The sequence below is a fragment of the Megasphaera sueciensis genome, assembly GCF_050219315.1.
Taxonomy (GTDB): Bacteria; Bacillota; Negativicutes; order Veillonellales; family Megasphaeraceae; genus Megasphaera_A; species Megasphaera_A sueciensis.
Genome location: NZ_CP116939.1, coordinates 834,494 through 851,912 on the forward strand (window position 1 = coordinate 834,494; position 17,419 = coordinate 851,912).

General features: G+C 37.4%; 15 protein-coding genes. 4 read left to right on the plus strand and 11 right to left on the minus strand.

The window, feature by feature from the left end; all coding sequences use genetic code 11:
* Nucleotides 1–37 precede the first annotated feature (37 nt).
* The 4 genes from NXG62_RS04010 to NXG62_RS04025 all read left to right on the plus strand — a co-directional run bounded on the left by NXG62_RS04010 (nucleotide 38) and on the right by NXG62_RS04025 (nucleotide 4,524).
* Nucleotides 38–463 (plus strand): RrF2 family transcriptional regulator, encoded by a 426-nt coding sequence (locus NXG62_RS04010; protein WP_427113687.1) that lies wholly within the window; start codon nucleotides 38–40, stop codon nucleotides 461–463.
* Nucleotides 464–550: 87 nt separating this feature from the next.
* Entirely contained in the window at nucleotides 551–2,455 is a 1,905-nt protein-coding gene (locus tag NXG62_RS04015) for an acyl-CoA dehydrogenase family protein (protein ID WP_427113688.1), read from the plus strand.
* An 87-nt stretch (nucleotides 2,456–2,542) separates the two neighbouring features.
* Complete coding sequence (locus NXG62_RS04020; protein WP_427113689.1) at nucleotides 2,543–3,745, plus strand: FprA family A-type flavoprotein; 1,203 nt, start codon at nucleotides 2,543–2,545, stop codon at nucleotides 3,743–3,745.
* A 332-nt stretch (nucleotides 3,746–4,077) separates the two neighbouring features.
* The gene (locus tag NXG62_RS04025) at nucleotides 4,078–4,524 is read left to right on the plus strand and encodes a desulfoferrodoxin family protein (protein ID WP_427113690.1); all 447 of its coding nucleotides are present in this window, start codon (nucleotides 4,078–4,080) and stop codon (nucleotides 4,522–4,524) included.
* A 277-nt stretch (nucleotides 4,525–4,801) separates the two neighbouring features.
* Here the strand turns inward: NXG62_RS04025 and NXG62_RS04030 are convergent, their stop codons facing one another.
* From NXG62_RS04030 to citD, 11 genes are all read right to left on the minus strand, one after another.
* Nucleotides 4,802–5,521 carry a GGDEF domain-containing protein gene (locus NXG62_RS04030; RefSeq protein ID WP_427113691.1) on the minus strand — a complete coding sequence of 240 codons (720 nt, stop codon included), beginning with the start codon at nucleotides 5,519–5,521 and terminating at the stop codon, nucleotides 4,802–4,804.
* A 12-nt stretch (nucleotides 5,522–5,533) separates the two neighbouring features.
* Nucleotides 5,534–5,911: a DUF1987 domain-containing protein gene (locus NXG62_RS04035; protein WP_427113692.1), complete on the minus strand. Its 378-nt coding sequence runs from the start codon at nucleotides 5,909–5,911 to the stop codon at nucleotides 5,534–5,536.
* A 3-nt stretch (nucleotides 5,912–5,914) separates the two neighbouring features.
* The gene (locus tag NXG62_RS04040; RefSeq protein WP_427113693.1) at nucleotides 5,915–6,472 is read right to left on the minus strand and encodes a SiaB family protein kinase; all 558 of its coding nucleotides are present in this window, start codon (nucleotides 6,470–6,472) and stop codon (nucleotides 5,915–5,917) included.
* A 25-nt stretch (nucleotides 6,473–6,497) separates the two neighbouring features.
* Nucleotides 6,498–8,354, minus strand: a complete 1,857-nt coding sequence (locus tag NXG62_RS04045; RefSeq protein ID WP_427113694.1) for a SpoIIE family protein phosphatase — start codon at nucleotides 8,352–8,354, stop codon at nucleotides 6,498–6,500.
* Nucleotides 8,355–8,480: 126 nt separating this feature from the next.
* A complete protein-coding gene (locus tag NXG62_RS04050) occupies nucleotides 8,481–10,730 on the minus strand; it encodes an EAL domain-containing protein (protein ID WP_427113695.1) in 2,250 nt (749 codons plus the stop codon).
* A 381-nt stretch (nucleotides 10,731–11,111) separates the two neighbouring features.
* Entirely contained in the window at nucleotides 11,112–12,347 is a 1,236-nt protein-coding gene (locus NXG62_RS04055) for a multidrug efflux MFS transporter (protein WP_427113696.1), read from the minus strand.
* Complete coding sequence (locus NXG62_RS04060; protein WP_427113697.1) at nucleotides 12,347–12,937, minus strand: TetR-like C-terminal domain-containing protein; 591 nt, start codon at nucleotides 12,935–12,937, stop codon at nucleotides 12,347–12,349. Before NXG62_RS04060 ends, NXG62_RS04055 begins: the two co-directional genes overlap by 1 nt.
* Before the next feature lie 211 nt (nucleotides 12,938–13,148).
* Nucleotides 13,149–14,408 (minus strand): peptidase T, encoded by a 1,260-nt coding sequence (gene pepT / locus NXG62_RS04065; RefSeq protein ID WP_427113699.1) that lies wholly within the window; start codon nucleotides 14,406–14,408, stop codon nucleotides 13,149–13,151.
* Nucleotides 14,409–14,670: 262 nt separating this feature from the next.
* The gene (citF, locus tag NXG62_RS04070) at nucleotides 14,671–16,230 is read right to left on the minus strand and encodes a citrate lyase subunit alpha (protein ID WP_427113701.1); all 1,560 of its coding nucleotides are present in this window, start codon (nucleotides 16,228–16,230) and stop codon (nucleotides 14,671–14,673) included.
* 1 nt (nucleotide 16,231) lies between these two features.
* Nucleotides 16,232–17,143 carry an aldolase/citrate lyase family protein gene (locus tag NXG62_RS04075; protein ID WP_427113702.1) on the minus strand — a complete coding sequence of 304 codons (912 nt, stop codon included), beginning with the start codon at nucleotides 17,141–17,143 and terminating at the stop codon, nucleotides 16,232–16,234.
* Nucleotides 17,133–17,417, minus strand: coding sequence for a citrate lyase acyl carrier protein (gene citD / locus NXG62_RS04080; protein ID WP_427113703.1), 285 nt, complete (start codon nucleotides 17,415–17,417; stop codon nucleotides 17,133–17,135). The genes NXG62_RS04075 and citD overlap by 11 nt, the downstream gene beginning before the upstream one ends.
* Nucleotides 17,418–17,419 lie beyond the last annotated feature (2 nt).

Here is a 17,419-nt window from a genome sequence, read left to right on the forward strand (position 1 = left end):
ATAAATCAAACACATAGGCCTTAAAAGGAGAAAAAAATTGTTAATTACAAAGGAAACAGATTATGCATTGCGCATACTTCGCTCATTGGCCGATGCCGGTAATACAAAAACACCGATCAAGGAAATTTGTGATAAAGAACTGTTGCCTCAACAATTTGTCTACAAAATAGCAAAAAAACTGGCAAAAGCAAGTATCATCGAATTAAGTCGGGGAGTTGGCGGTGGCTGCCGTTTAATCTGCGATCTCCATGATATTTCATTGTTCACGCTTATTACTATTATGGATGCGGATAGACCAATTAGTGCTTGTATGCAGACAAATTATCATTGTCCTTGGCGCGAAAAATACCGGCAAGTATGTTTGGTTCATACCCATTTAAGTCACTTACAAAAAGAGATTAACGAAAAACTACATTCTTATTCACTGTATACTATTTTATTTGATGCCCGTATTTTAAAATAATATATAAGAATGCAGAAAACACTCACTAGTTACACTCCAATTCTGGAGTATTTTTATCAACAATGTTCTTTTAAGGAGGCACTAATTATGTATTTTAAAACGACAGATGAACAAGAGATGCTTCGCACAAAAGTACGCGACTTTGCGGAAAAGGAAGTAAAGCCAATTGCTTTTTTATTGGATAAGGAAAATCGTTTCCCCGATGAAATCGTCAAAAAAATGGGTAAACTGAACCTCATGGGCCTTCCCTACCCCAAAGAATACGGCGGTGCCGGTCTGGACGTCGTCAGCTATGCTATTGCTGTCGAAGAATTATCCCGCGTAGATGGCGGAACCGGTGTCATTCTGTCTGCTCACGTGTCATTAGGTTCATGGCCTATTTTTGCCTATGGCACGGAAGAACAAAAACAAAAATATTTAGTCCCATTGGCACAAGGCAAAAAACTGGGTGCTTTTGGTTTAACAGAACCTGAAGCTGGCAGTGACGCTGGCGGCACAGAAACAACCGCTGTATTGGATGGAGATCATTACATTTTGAATGGCAACAAAATTTTTATCACAAATGCTGACAAAGCTGATATTTATGTTGTTTTTGCAGTGACTGCTCCCGATACGGGAACGCACGGCATCAGCGCCTTTATTATTGAAAAAGGAATGGAAGGTTTTACCTTTGGCGATCATTATGATAAAATGGGCATTCGCTCTTCTTCTACAGCTGAACTTATTTTCAATGATGTTAAAGTTCCAAAAGAAAATCTTTTGGGCAAAGAAGGAGAAGGCTTTAAAATTGCCATGTCTACATTAGATGGAGGCCGTATTGGCATCGCTTCTCAAGCATTGGGCATTGCACAGGGTGCTTACGAAAATGCCCTGGAATATTCCAAAGAACGTATTCAATTCGGAAAACCCATTTGCCAGCAGCAAGGTATTTCTTTTAAATTGGCAGATATGGCTACCATGCTCCGTGCTTCTCGTCTTCTTGTATATAGTGCAGCCGAATTAAAAGAAAATCATGAACCGTACGGCATGGAATCAGCAATGGCTAAACAATATGCTTCAGATAGCTGTCTAACAATTGTTAATGACGCACTGCAAATTTTTGGCGGAACCGGTTATTTAAAAGGTATGGAAGTAGAACGTGCATACCGTGACGCTAAAATTTGTACAATTTATGAAGGTACAAATGAAATTCAGCGTGTAGTTATTGCTTCTCACATTACAGATAAGGTATCTAACGACCACACCCCTGCTGTTGGCAAAAAACACGGCCCGATTACGGGAAACCGGAAAAAAATGATACTCAATGAAGGTTCTGCCAAAGAACGTACCGATGCCTTGGTAGCCGCTTTAAAGAACGACGGTTTTGATTTTACTGTCGGTATTGCTTTGGATACTCCTATTGTCCAAGCAGAACGAGTTGTCAGTGCTGGCAAGGGAATCGGTGAAAAAAAGAATATGAAACTAATCGAAAATCTAGCTGTCCAGGCAGGAGCGGCTATTGGTTCTTCCCGTCCTGTAGCCGAAACACTGCAATACGTGCCGTTAGATCGCTATGTAGGTATGTCCGGACAAAAATTCAAGGGAAATTTATATATTGCTTGCGGCATTTCCGGGGCCGGTCAACACTTAAAAGGAATAAAGGATGCTGCAACCATCGTAGCGATTAACAAAGATCCGCATGCTCCCATTTTCAAAAATTGTGATTATGGTATTGTCGGCGATTTAATGGAAATACTCCCCTTACTTACGAAAGCATTAGATAACGGAAAAGCCAAAAAGCCGGCACCCCCTATGGTTAAAATGAAACGGCCTACTCCCAAAAAAGAAATCCCGCAAAACCTCTATGTTTGCAACGGTTGTGGATATGAATACAATCCCGCCATAGGAGATCCTGAAAATGATATTCGTCCCGGTACATCTTTTGAAAAACTTCCAGATGAATGGATTTGCCCGGAATGCGGTGAAGATAAAACAGGATTTATCAAGGCCTAATCCCCAATATACCCCTGCATATATTTCATAAAACTATAGTAGTACCAAATCGTAATTGCATCATTTAGATAAAAAGGAGGATTTATTATGCATTGTGTTAGAAAAGTAACAGAAGATTTATACTGGGTAGGTGCAAATGACCATCGCCTGGCTTTATTTGAAAATATTCATCCTATTCCCCGCGGAGTTTCTTATAATGCGTATGTATTGCTCGATGAGAAGACCGTTCTTTTCGATACTGCTGATTGGTCTGTTTGTCGTCAGTTTTTAGAAAACGTAGATGCCGTGTTATCCGGCCGTCCCCTCGACTATTTAGTTATCAACCATGTAGAACCTGATCATGCCGCTTCCATAGCTGAAATCTTGCTTCGTCATCCGGAAACTGTCGTTATTAGTAATGAAAAAGCATTTATGCTGATGCGTCAATTTGGATTTTCTATTGATAGTCGGTATGAGGAAGTCAAAGAAGGTGATATTAAATCCTTCGGCAAACATACCGTAACATTTGTAGCCGCTCCTATGGTCCATTGGCCAGAAGCCATGGTCACGTTTGATACCACAAATGGCGTTCTTTTCTCTGCCGATGCTTTTGGTACATTCGGCGCTATTGACGGAAAACTTTTTAACGATGAAGTAAATTTTGATCGTAATTGGATTGATGAAGCTCGTCGTTATTATACAAACATAGTAGGAAAATATGGACCTCATGTCCAATATTTATTAAAAAAAGCCGCGGGTATTGATATAAAAATAATTTGCCCACTTCATGGTTTGGTATGGCGTAACAATCTTGGGTATTTTATAGATAAATATATGAAATGGAGCACGTATGAACCAGAAGAAAAAGGAGTTTTGCTGGTGTATGCTTCTATGTACGGCAACACGGAAAGTGCCGCTTCCCTGCTAGCTACTAAATTGGTAGAAAAAGGCATGACAAATGTATCTATGTATGACGTATCAAACACCGATATATCTTACCTTATTTCAGAAACATTCCGTCTCAGTCATATTGTATTTGCTTCTGTAACATACAATCTAGGAATTTATCCTAAAATGCACAATTATTTAATGGACATGAAGGCTCTTAATATTCAAAATCGTACGGCAGCTATTTTAGAAAATGGTTCTTGGGCATGTACAGCGGGATCATTAATACGTAAATTTCTCGATGAAGAACTAAAAGGAATAACTGTATTAGACGATACTGTTACTTTAAATTCAGCTATGACAACTGCCCAAGAACCATCTATGGATGATATGGTAGCCAGTATTATTGATTCTATGAAGTAACGTACTAGAAAAACGGTAAAGACAACGGGTATTTCTATTACAAATATAGTTCACAATAAGTACCAATTTTTAAATAACCATTTTTCTCTCATTTTTATGTTACTGTATCTTATATTTTTTCTACCTTTTACACATGTGATCCATCGCGTATGTTTGTAGCAAATTATATCCCTGGTCTATCTTTTTCCCATTCGTAATGAGTTGACTTATACAGAAAATTATTATATAATCATCATGTAATGATATAAATAATAATTATTCGTTAACGATTTAAATTACAGGAAACTAGTTTTATTTAATATTATATATGTATTGAATCAGGAGGTTTTATTATGAACGAAGTAGATTTTTATTATTGTGAAAAATGCGGTAATCTTGTTGCCGTTATTCAAGGCAGTAACAGCCAGCTCTCTTGCTGTGGTCAGCCAATGAAAAAATTAGTTGCGGGTGCAGTAGATGCTGCCAAAGAAAAACACATTCCTGCGCTGACATTAAATAATGGAGATTTAATGGTAACGATTGGTTCTGTTGAACATCCGATGACCGATGAACACTTTATTCAATGGATTACCTTAGTCAGTGGAAATAAAATAGAAACACATAAATTATTTCCAGGTCAAGCTCCTAAAACAATTTTTAAAGGTGTTGATGTCTCAGGAACTGTATACGCGTACTGCAATTTACATGGTTTATGGAAAAAGGAATTTGGCAAAGAAGGTATTCAACCATCCCTCGGTGGCTGCTCACCAGAATTTGGCGGCTGCAAATTAGAAATTTAACTATTTTGTTTTCAATATAGCTGTAATTTATCAAGAACAGGAAAACGACCCCTGCTTTTTTAACAGGGGTCGTTTTCCTGTTCTTGATAAATACAGAATTTTACAAAACAAAAAGCAGCAATATGTTTGCCCTTTATGAAATATAAAAATAAACTGATTCTCCTTTTATATAAACCAGCATCGTTCATAATATTGTTTTCAAACGACATTCTCAAACTGCTATATAAAAAATTAAAGTAATTTATTTTTACTATTCTATATTTTAAAAACAACCGTCTCAAAGACGTTCATATAACCTGAAACAATTTCGTCCCGCTTCTTTTGCTCTGTATAATTCCTGATCGGCTTTATCTACTAGCAGCATGATTGGATCCTCCTGCTGAGGATACAAACAAGCAATTCCGACAGAAATAGTCATTTGGCTTTTAAGTTGTACCGGACTATATTTAGAATATAAACTGTTAACATTCCTAAACAATCGTTTTACAACATGAATAGCCGCTTCTTTCCCCGATTGCGGCAGCAATATAACAAACTCTTCCCCGCCAAACCGTACTACCATATCTTGCGGACGCCGCACAGAACGTTGAAATTCTACCGCCATAGCTTTTAAGCATTCGTCACCTTGTAAATGTCCGTAAGCATCATTATATTTTTTAAAATAATCAATATCGATCATTAATAATGAAACCACAAAGTTATGCTCAATAGATTGTTCCCATACTTTTGAAAAAGTTTCCCAAAAATATCTGCGATTATATAATCCCGTTAAACTATCTATCCGGGATACTTCACTGAATTTTTCAAATAAAATTTTAAGTTCCTGCTCCGTTAAATCGGCAATTTTCACCAATGTTTTTACCTGTTTAAAAAGCTTTTTATATTCTTCGTACAGTTCGCGATATTCCTCAACAGAACAGTATTGTTTACTCATCAGTAAATTTTCTGATTTTTCCAAAACCATTTCTTCGGCCATATACAAACTTCTGATTGTCATAAATTCCCCCGTTTAACAGATTTCAACCGTAAATAAAAACTTATTTATTTCTTCTTGAAATTCTTCGCCGCATTCAATAGCTACATCATTATCTTTATCACAAATCCATTTTACTGTGATATTACATCCTGTTGATGCTTTTTGTTCCAGTAAATCAAAAATAGTCAGAAATACTTTCGATGTACTGCTATTAAAATAAATGATTTTAAACTCCAGTACCATGTCCTTCACATTCATTATAAAATAATCATGCAGCCATTCTAAAACCGGAGTATAAAACTTTATCACATTTTCTGGATACGATTCTCCTTCAATTCGAAGTTTTCCCGTCTCTGCACAAAAAAAGATATACGGTGTCGATTTTGTTTGTTCAATAATCAAATTTTCCATACTTTATCTCCTCACAGTTACTTTAATACTGAAAAAAAACCAATCGTTTCCTGCCGGTTCAAATGAATACTCCATCGGACCTTCTGACTTTCTTGCCATTTCAATCAAGCCAAGACCTGCACCCTTTCCATTTAAGGGAAGTACATTGCGGCGTTGTTTTTTATATAAATCCTTTAAATCTTCTCTGCTCAATTTATTAAGCATTTCTAGTTTTTCTTTTATTACCGGCATATCTTCTTTCAATACCTTGTTTCCACAGCAAACAAAAAATTTTCCGGCCGGATTTCGTCCCACAATTGCCATTCCGAACCGAAGTTCGTGTTCATCATCTTCCCGGACGGTTAATTTTTCAGCAGAATAATTCAAAATATTTTGAACCTGCTCAATAAAAATCGAAAACACTGTCAAAGCAGTTGAGGTTTCCGCTTCTTCAGCCGCTAAATTCTTTCGTATTGCATTGCCAATTCCTTCAATACTTTCCTGTGCAAAGGCACCGCAATAGGTCATCAAAATGTCGTTTGCCTTCAAATTTTGATACAATTTATACATCGTTATATCCATACCTTTGTCTCTCCTATCGCTCTTTTTATATTTTAAAACCAAATACAGTTATATCGTCACGCCGGCGTTCATTTCCCATATATTCATGAAAGGTGTCCATGATTTGTTTTTTCTGCATGTCCACCGGCATTTTGACCAGTTCACCTAACAATGCCAGCAATCGCTGTTTTCCATAAGGAAGATGCTGTTTACCACCAGGTTGTTCGTGATACCCATCTGTAATAATATAAAATGCATTTCCTGGATGACACATGATAACCTGATTACTAAAAAGCTTTTTCGTTTTGATTGGTTTGCAGTCAACTGCCATTTTATCGCCTTTTATTTCCGATACCTGTACCCCATTATAATAATAAAGCGGCATGTCAGCTCCTGCAAATAAAACATGTTGCTTTTTTGTTAAAAACAATATTGCAATTTCAAACCCTGTTGAAATAAATTTATCATTGTCGCTGCTAAAAGATTGACGAAAAGCTCGTGCTAATTCATTCAAAATGATTGCCGGATCGTCATGACAAATATTCTCAGTAATATGATTGAACATAGCATTTACAGCAGTTGCCATAAGTGCACCTGATACCCCATGGCCTGTACAATCTCCGACAGCTAACAACATACCGTCATCATAATTTCTCAGCCAATAAAAATCACCGCCAACACTTTCCTTCGGCTCAAAAATTACAAAAAAGTTTTTTAAATATCGTGCGATTTCATTGCTGGAGGGCAAAACAGCCTGTTGAATCAATTGTGCATATTCCATACCATCTTGAAGTTTGATGTTCTTTTCCTGCAATTTTTGAGTTCTGTCAGTTATCACATTTTCCAACCTTCGATTTAACTGCATTGCCCTTTTGCGTGGATTAACAATTTGATGGGTAATAAGATAAAAAAGCAAAGAAGTACAAATGAAAATAAATATATAGGATATCGTGATGATTCGCTTAATATTCATCAAAGATTCTATACTTGTTGATCGCGGTACACGGACAACGAGTTTCCAATTTGTATTCTTTAACGGTTTATATACAATATCATATGTTTGAGACCCTGTATCATTATTGTATTTACTAACCTCAAAATTTTTACTGGCTGTATCTTGTTTAATATCAGTTACAATACTTTCAGGAAGATACTGCTGTAATGAATGATTTAAATATTCTGTATTTGTTGAAAAACAGATATCACCCTTGTTATTGATAAGCCAGACATCACATGTTTCGTTTCCATCTGCATCTATGAGCTTTTGCATAATTTGTGCTGCACTTATCTTTACACCTGTTACGCCTAAGATTGTATTATCTTCCTTAATCACAGCATTAATCTGAATAACTGCCGTTTTATTGTCGTTATTTTCTATATTGACTACATAATCACGATCCTGCTGCAGAAAAGAAAACATCTGTCGATCCGTCGGATGTTTCGCTATATCTATACGCTGCGATTTAAATGTCCCGTCATGATAATCCCAAGAACGTAAAGTCTGCGCACTAATCAAAAAGACATCATCATACTTCATATACTTGGTCAAGTGATCCATCCGCTGTGAAATATAAGAATCCGCAAAATCATCGTGTTCCCCAGTAGTTAGCCAATGGATGATAAGCGGATCATGTGCCATCATTAAAGATACATCAGCAGCCTCATCAATGTTTTTTTCAACAATACTGCCGGTATTTTTTGCTTGAATTGGAAATTTATGCCGTTTTGATTCATAAAAAGTCGTTTCATTTATAATCATGGCACTGGTTATATATGCAATCAGCAACGCGACCGCAAGCAAAATACAGCCAATAATAATTACCGTGTTCGAATGATGATCAAATACTAATAATTTTTCTTTCTCTTTATTCTCTTTATTCTCTTTGTCTTTATGAAAAAACATCACTAAAAGCCTCATCCATTATAAAGTGCCTACTCCAGAAAAATACCATTTGTTTTATTATAATACTCTTTTATTACATTATATGCAATTCCCCTTTGTTGCTTTTTATAATTGTATATAATGTAATTATCTATACCTGTGTTTGTACGTATCAACTTCCGTCAGTAGTAATCCAAAAACCTCTTTCATGGATAATGGCTTGCTGAAAAGATATCCTTGAATATAATCACAGCCGCAATGCTGCAAATGTTCCAATTGTTTTTCTGTTTCTACACCTTCCGCAACAACTTTTTTGTCAAGAGTATGAATCATATGAATAATGGCCCCAATAAAATTCTCTCTATGTGAATCTGTTTCTATTTTATCTATAAAAGATTTATCCAATTTTATGGTATGAAACGGCAATTCATCCAAAAGTGTCAGCGAAGAATATCCGGTTCCAAAGTCATCCATGGATATATGTATTCCTAATGCAGTTAATTGATTAAGTTTATCAGTTGCTTCCTCCAAAGGAATGATGCCTGCTATACAAAAGCTTTCCGTAATCTCAAATCCAATATGCTGAAAAGATATGCCTGCTTTCTGAATGACAGCACAGGTATTTTCAACAAAATCAACTGCCGCTAATTGTTTCGGCGACACGTTGATATCGATACGCCCATTCCATCCTTGATCCAGCAATTGCCGCATAAAACAACAAGCACGTTGTAATACCCACTCCCCAATAACATGAATAAATCCGGATTGTTCTGCCAATGGAATAAATTTCCCTGGCGGGATACAACCTTGTATATGACTGTTCCACCTGAGAAGTGCTTCAAAACTGATTATAGCAGCACTACGTATATCAATTTGCGGTTGATATACAAGGAATAACTCATTTTTCTGCAATGCTTCATGTAAACAACCAATCAAATAAATCCGTTCCAATGCCCAATCCTGCATTTCCCGCGTGTAAAATTTATATTGATCTTTACCCGCTTCTTTAGCCGTACACATTGCATTATCAGCATTTTTAAGAATATCCACTGCCGTATTTCCATCCTTTGGATACACGGCAATTCCCATACTGACAGTCATATGGAAATGCAAGCCCGACATTTTCTGTTTTCGGCAAACAGCATCACATATTTTTCTTGCTGTCATATGCATCTCTGAATAGGTATATACTCCTCGTAATATTATGACGAACTCATCACCACCAACTCTAGAAATAAAGGAAGGTTTTTTTAACACTTCCTTTAAACGCATGGCTGTCGTTACAATAATTGCATCTCCACAGGAATGACCATAGGCATCATTTATCATTTTTAAATTATCTAAATCAATAAAAAAAATGACTCCGGAATTTTTCTCTTTGCATACCCATTTCATTTCTTGATTCAGCCACCTATGTAAATATTGACGATTCGGTAGTTTTGTCAGTGAATCATAATAGGCCATCTGCCGGATACGTTGCTGCTGCTGTTGCCGTTCTTTTGCCATACATACATAGTTAGTAATATCTTTAGTATATCCATATATATTGATAACACTCCTATCCTTTTCTTTTTCCAAAAAGCGTTGGGTTAACACATAGCGTACAGTTCCATCTTTACACACGATCCGATATTGAAGCTTTTTAGAATCAAAACACTTCCCTTCCAATACCTTTTTTCTCAATTGCCTCAATTTCCAGCGATCATTGGGATGCACAAAAGTATTCAAATACGAGTCAAAAGTCATCGCCGGCGCTTGCTCGGCCATAGTCGCATGATGCAAGGAAAAAAGCCCTTCTTCTACATTGTATATATCTGTTTCCGTATTATATTTCCATATTCCTGTTTCATCCGTTTGAACAAGACAATTCAACTTGTATTGACTTAATTGAAGCTGTTTTTTCAGTCTCTTTTGTATCTTTCTTGCCCGCCGGTACAAAAAAAAGTTTCGAAAGGAATCACCCATAAGTGCTGCAGAAAAATCTAAATTTTTCTGCAGCAACTGCAATTCTTTATCTGTTGGCTGCGGCATTGTTTCCAGAAAAGCAATACCTGCTGCACCAATCCACTGTCCCCGATATCGCAATGGGAATACGGCTATATACTGCAGTCTGTCAAACATATAATCGGTAATCCGTTTTTTCCATGCACTATATGGGCAAATTACCACACGTTTTCCGGTAACATACACTTGTTGTATAATAGGTTCTATAATTCTATCAGCTGCTTCATTTTGAAACATACTCTGCCGCAGTTGAACTCGGTGAATCGTTTTTCCATTTCTGAATACCCGTATAAAACAGTGTTCCGTTTTACAAAAACTAGCCATTTGAGACAATCTATATTTCATTAAATATTCTATACGGGCATCCATAATTGTAGTCAAACACAAAGTCATCGCATCTTTTCCCCCAAAAACACAAATTTATAACATATATATCATTCTATACAGCACCATTAATGTCTGCCAACTTTTGTTTTATATGAAGCATCCCTATAAATCCATGCTTGAAACAGCAAAAACAGGAAATACAACTGTCACCTTGTACCCCTTATTTTTACAGTTCAATAGTTACATTGTACTTAATATTTTAAATTTATGCAATTATACAATTTATTTAACTCACACAATTTTCCCATATTGTTTTTTTGACAATAAAAAAAGAACACCCAATACAATAAAATTGGATGTTCCTTCCATAATACCCACGTTTATATTTAACAGGCATAAAAATCCAAAATATTTTTTAATTCAAGATGCATAATAATAATATATCTGTTATCTGCTGTGTACCTGATATGCCGGCTGATGATTTGTTCCTTCATTCTGTATATCTATTTTACGAAGCACATTAAAATATACATCAACAGCATTAAGCACTAATAAGAAACTCGTAATAAAAAATACATTACGTATCCCCCAATGAGCCGCGATCTGTCCTCCTAAAATCGATCCCATAAATACACCTAGAAATTGCGCTGATTGATTAATGCTGAAAATACGGCCAGCCACATCAGAGGGTGTATTTTGCTTAAGCATAGTGTTAATTGACGGCAGCATAGCGCCCGTTGCTATTCCTACTCCAAACCGGAGTCCCATAAGCTGCCATTCATTTTGGACAAAAGCCTGCGGAATAAAAAGAAGGGCTCCGGCAATTAATGCCGCAAAAATAACCTTATGTGCGCCAATACGATCAGATAATTTCCCCAGCCACGGAGCAAAAAGCATAGTAGAAACACCAGAAGAAGCAAATACCAATCCAGAAATGAATGCCAAATGATCTGCACGTGCCGAAAGCATCCTAACGTAAATAGTAATAACGGGTTCAATGGAAAAAAGCGCTAATTGAATAAAAAAGGTTGTAATAAACATAGAAAAAAACAAAGAATGATTGGGTAATGAATGCCAAATTTCTGAAAATTTCTGCATATGACGAGTCTTAGGAGAAAAATCTTCATGAATAAAAAATAGAGAAAGAAGGAAAGCAATAAAAAGCAATCCTGCCATAACGACAAAACTATGGCGGATGCCAATAATTTCCACCAAATAACCACCCAACATCGGTCCTAACAATGTACCGCTGACAGATCCGGTGGACAGCGTCCCCAATGCCCAACCCGCCTTTTCCCGCGGTGTCTGGGTCGCAATTAATGTGATTGCACCGGAATTAAATCCTGATATAGTTCCCAGTAACATACGCATAGCCACAAGTTGCGAAACAGAGGTAACAAACGCAGTAAATATCAAAATAATCGTCATTCCAAAACTAGCTCGTAATAACATAGGTTTTCGACCATATTTATCGGCCAATTTACCCCACACAGGAGAGACAATCGCCATAATGAACGTTGTCGCTCCATAAGCAAACCCGGACCAAATAGCAATATCTCCTATATTAACCATGCCAAGTTCATGGATATACAACGGCAATATCGGTGCAACTTGACTTAATGCTGCCGAAGTAGCAAAACTGCCAAGCCAGCAAATCCAGAGATTTCTTTTCCACGTATCCATTACGTTTCCTCCTGCAATTTCTTTATCTCCCATGTTTCTATGCCATAGATATACGCTCTGATCAGTTGATGATAACTTTCAGATTTATCCGTTGGGTTTTGAAACCAACCGGAGGCTTCCAGCGAAACGAAACCATGCATTACACTGCGCAAGCCGCGGGCAGCATGAGTTAAATCTACATCTTCCAGATTATATTGGGATAATACCTTACGTATTATGTCCATAAAGGCATGAATGGATTCCTTCATTTTTTTATTTGTTTTGTATTTCCAAGCATCTGACATAATTACTTGATATTGGCCGGGATGTTCATGAGCAAATCTACGATACGCCTCTGATACAGCAAAAACAGCTTGTTCTCTGGATTGTCCAATAGCCGCTTCCGCCAATATAATACGAAGTTTTGTACACGCAAATACCACCATATCACATTTTATTTGTGCTAAATTTTCTACATGATTATATAATGATTGTTTTTTGACATCCAATTTCTCGGCAATAGATGTTAAGTTTACTTTATCAAGCCCTTGACTATCCGCGATTTCAATTGCTGTTTCAATAATAATCGCCGGTGTTATACTTCGCCGCATAAAAGTCTTCCCTTCTGATTAATCTATTTTTACGAACTATATATAATATAAAACTAACAATGTTCGTAGTCAATATAACAGACGTGTTTATTTATAGATATTTTGTAATATATTGTTAATTTTTTAATAAAGCACAAACAGAGGATCGTTTTCAAATAGAAATCATCCTCTGTTTGTGCTTTATTATATCAAGTATCTTATTAAATAATAATTACCCCTCATAAATCAAAGAAATAATTGCCATCGTCATATGATACGACTTTTCAAACGACGGCACCGGCAGAAATTCAAAACGAGAATGAAAATTAAGTCCTCCCGTAAAATAATTAGGGGTCAAAATCCCCTTTGTTGAAATAAAGGATCCATCTGTTCCCCCGCGCATAGCAATCGTATGCGGTTTAATATTCAAGTGCTGCATGGCCGTATAAATATAGTCAATGGCTTTCCGGTTATCAGGTGTTACAGCGTCCGCAATATTACCATATATATCCTCTATCGCATACGTTATATGAGCACGCGGATTAGCAGCACGTAATTTTTCTATATTTTCTACAATACATCTTTTCCGTTTTCTATATCTCTCCTTGTCATGATCACGAATATTCAAGTTCACAATTGCCTGCGACTGATTGGAACAAATCGATTGACACCAAATATACCCTTCTTTTCCTTCTGTATGTTCCGGTGTATCTTTGCGATCAAACATATTAACAAAATCCACCGCCACCAAGGTCGGATTTACCAACACTCCTTTAGCATTCATGGGATGTGCACTGACTCCTTGAATAGTAACAGCCGCATGACCAGCATTAAAGGTTTCATATACAACTTCCCCCTCTTCACAACTGTCAATGGTATAGGCAAAATCAACAGGAAATTTAGAAAAATCTATACTTTTAGATCCGTATAAACCACATTCTTCATCAGGAACAAATGCAACATAAATATCACCGTGATACAATGAATCATCTGCAGCTAATACGGATAAAGCTGTCATGATATTGGCAATGGCAGCCTTATTGTCAGCCCCTAATACACTGGTACCATCCGTTACGATCAAATCGTTTTCCATATATTTCTGTAATTCCGGGTGTTCGGCCGCGGCCATAACAATATGGGGGTCTGAATTCAAAAGAATATCCCCGCCATCATATTCAGTTACCACATGCGGATGAATTTCCGGTGAAAGGCAAACATCAACAGTATCTACATGTGCAATAAAACCAACGGAAGAAATCTGCCGATCACATTCTTGCGGCAATCTAGCTGGTAATTTTCCCGTAAGTACACACGTAGGACTTAACGCTACATCAACAAGTCCCAGCGCAGTACATTCTTCTTGCAGCAGCCGTGCCATATCCCACTGTCCTTTCGTGCTTGGTACTTGAATCCCGCCATTGGAACAACTTTGAGATGGAATGCTCACATATCGAAAAAATCGTTCTGTTAATTGACATTGTATCGTGTTCATTTACATATCCCCCTCTGATTTAACTACCACATAATGGTCCCCCTGCACAGCAAAATATAAACATCTTTATATCGTAATACGGCTGTATACCATACATACCATTATATGTATGGCTTAAATTATACTTCATTATTTTATTCTATCCAATACTGTTTCGTACAATAAAAAATAAAGGTTGCCAAGATCCCGTCAAAAACCGTTTCTAAAAAAGACACTGCACTCAATAACAAGTACAGTGTCTTTATAACAGCTATGGCATATATTAATCAAAAATAGGTTTGCGAATGACATCGATGATACTACCGTCACGATATTCAACAACAGCAACAATATCCTCTGGATCTTGCGACAGTTTTACTTCTTCAGGTTTTCCGACAAGACTATACGCAATATGCTGCAGTTCCTGAATTGTTTTAACGGGTAAATGAGCTGCTGTCAACTTTTCCAATAAATCCTGCCGTTTAGGATTTACCGCAATACCACGGTCTGTTACGATAACATCAATACTATCCCCCGGCGTAACCACAGTCTGAACATGATCGCGTATCATAGGAAGGCGTCCCCGAATAATAGGACACATAATCACAGACATTTTAGCTCCTGCCGCAGTATCGCTATGTCCGCCCGAAGCTCCCATGCAAATATCGTTCGAGTCGGTAATAACATTGATATTAAAGTCAACATCTACTTCGGTTGCCGACAAGAATACTACATCCAAATCATTGACAATAGGACTAGAATTCCATGGGTTGGCATAGGTAGATGCAGAAATTTCAATATGGTTAGGATTGGAGGCTATAGATTCAATTGCCGGAATATCAAAAGTCTGGGCATCATATACCGCATCAAATAATCCATCATGAAGCATATCAACAAAAATACCCGTCATTCCGCCAACACCAAAACTGCCTTTAATATTTTTTTCTTTCATCTTTTCGCGCAAATACATTCCGACTGCCAAAGAAGCACCGCCGCTCCCCATCTGCATAGAAAATCCATTTTTTAAATAACCGCTTTTTTCCATAACTTCTGCTGCATACCGAGCCATTACAAGTTGTGTTGGATTTTTCGTAATGCGAATAGCCCCTGACGCAATTCCCTCCGGATCACCAATAGCATCAACCACAACAATATAATCAATCTCTGATTGCGGGATACTGCATGGAAAAACAGGTGTATCTTGTAGATTATCGGTAATGGCAACAACCTGATCGGCATATTCCGCATCAATAATAGCGTACCCCATGGACCCGAAAGCAGACTTGCCGGTGCGGCCTGTACAATTGCCGCGGCGGTCACAAGTCGGCACCCCCATAAAAGCCACATCGATATGAAGTTCTCCTGATTCGATAGCTCTAGCACGGCCACCGTGAGAACGAATAATCACAGGCTTTTTTAAAATAGAAGGATTAGCACAGATAAATTTTCCCAATGAACCCCGCAATCCACTGGATTCCAACGCAGTAATCGTACCATCTTTAATATAATCAATAAGAAAGTCATGACAAGGCGATAAGGAACTGGATGCTATCGTAATATCTTTGATACCTTTCTTTGCAATAGCGCCTACTACCAATTGCATCAAATAATCACCATTCCGCAGATGATGATGGAAAGAAATCGTCATTCCATCCTTCAATCCAGTTTTTTCAATTGCTTCCTCTATAGAGGCTAATATTTTATTCGTGTGCGGCAAGCTAATGCGTATAGTCCGGGCGGTACCGGTATGAGTCGGCAAAGCCATAAATTCACCGCCATATAAACGAAACTTTTTTATACCTCTAATCGTTTCAGGAATCTCGCGTCCAATTGCATTCTTCATCTCAAGCCCTCTTTTCTTCAATATTCACACCGGCAGCAACAGCTTGATCAATCACACGCTGCGCTCGTACAACAATTGGTTTATCAATCATCTTGCCGTCAACATTCAAAACTCCTTTATTATCCGTTAAAGAAGCGTTAAATGCATCCAGAACCTTTACTGCTTTTGCAATCTGTTTATCTGTCGGCGTATAAATACTATGTACTACAGATACTTGTTTCGGATGAATGCAGGATTTGCCGTCAAATCCCATATCTCTGCTTTTTGTAACCTCATCTTTAAACGTATCCATATCATTTATATCGGAAAACACAGTATCCAGTGCTTGAATTTCTGCATCTCTGGCAGCCATGAGAATTTGTTCTCGGCAATAATAAAGTTCAATACCATACTTTGTGCGATTCGTTTTAATATTAGCAATAAAATCTTCCGCGCCTAAGGCAATGGCCACCATTCTGGGGTGCTTACACATTTCCCTTACATTATATAATCCTTTCACACTTTCAATGGCTCCAATGATATTGATTGTGCCTTCCGGCCAATTATATTTTTTTTCTGCTTTTTCGATTGCATCGGCAACTAATTCAATTTCGCTTATATCTTCAATCTTAGGCATACGAATTAAATTTGGTTTAGCCGGTAAAATAATCTTCAAATCCTCCATCCCAAAAGGAGTTTGTGTTGGATGGTTAATACGTACTACGGTTTCTGACTGAAATTTCATAAATTTCAATGCATGGGCAACAAGATTTCGTGCCGTATCCTTTTCAGTTACAGCAATAGAATCCTCAACATCAAACATCAAACTATCTGCACCGTAAATATCCGCAGCATTAATCATTTTCGGACTGTTCCCAGGTACAAACATCATCGTTCTGCGAAGTTTATGCTTTGCCTGTTCATTATTCAGCATGATTCATCCCCCGTTCCAGTGCGCTTTCCACCCGAGCTTCCAAGGTGTAATCCCACGCTCCATTATCCTTAACATCCAAAACTATATCTTCAAATCCTGCCTCTGTAACCGTATTTTTAATAAGTTCTTTTATATGTGTTCCATATTGCCGCATCACCTTTGATTGTAGATGGATGCTAATTCCAGAACCAGGTTCACCTGCTGTTGCTGTTACTAATACATCTTGTTTTTCATCAAAACCGGCAGAAGCCGATGTCACAAGTACATTTGCCATAT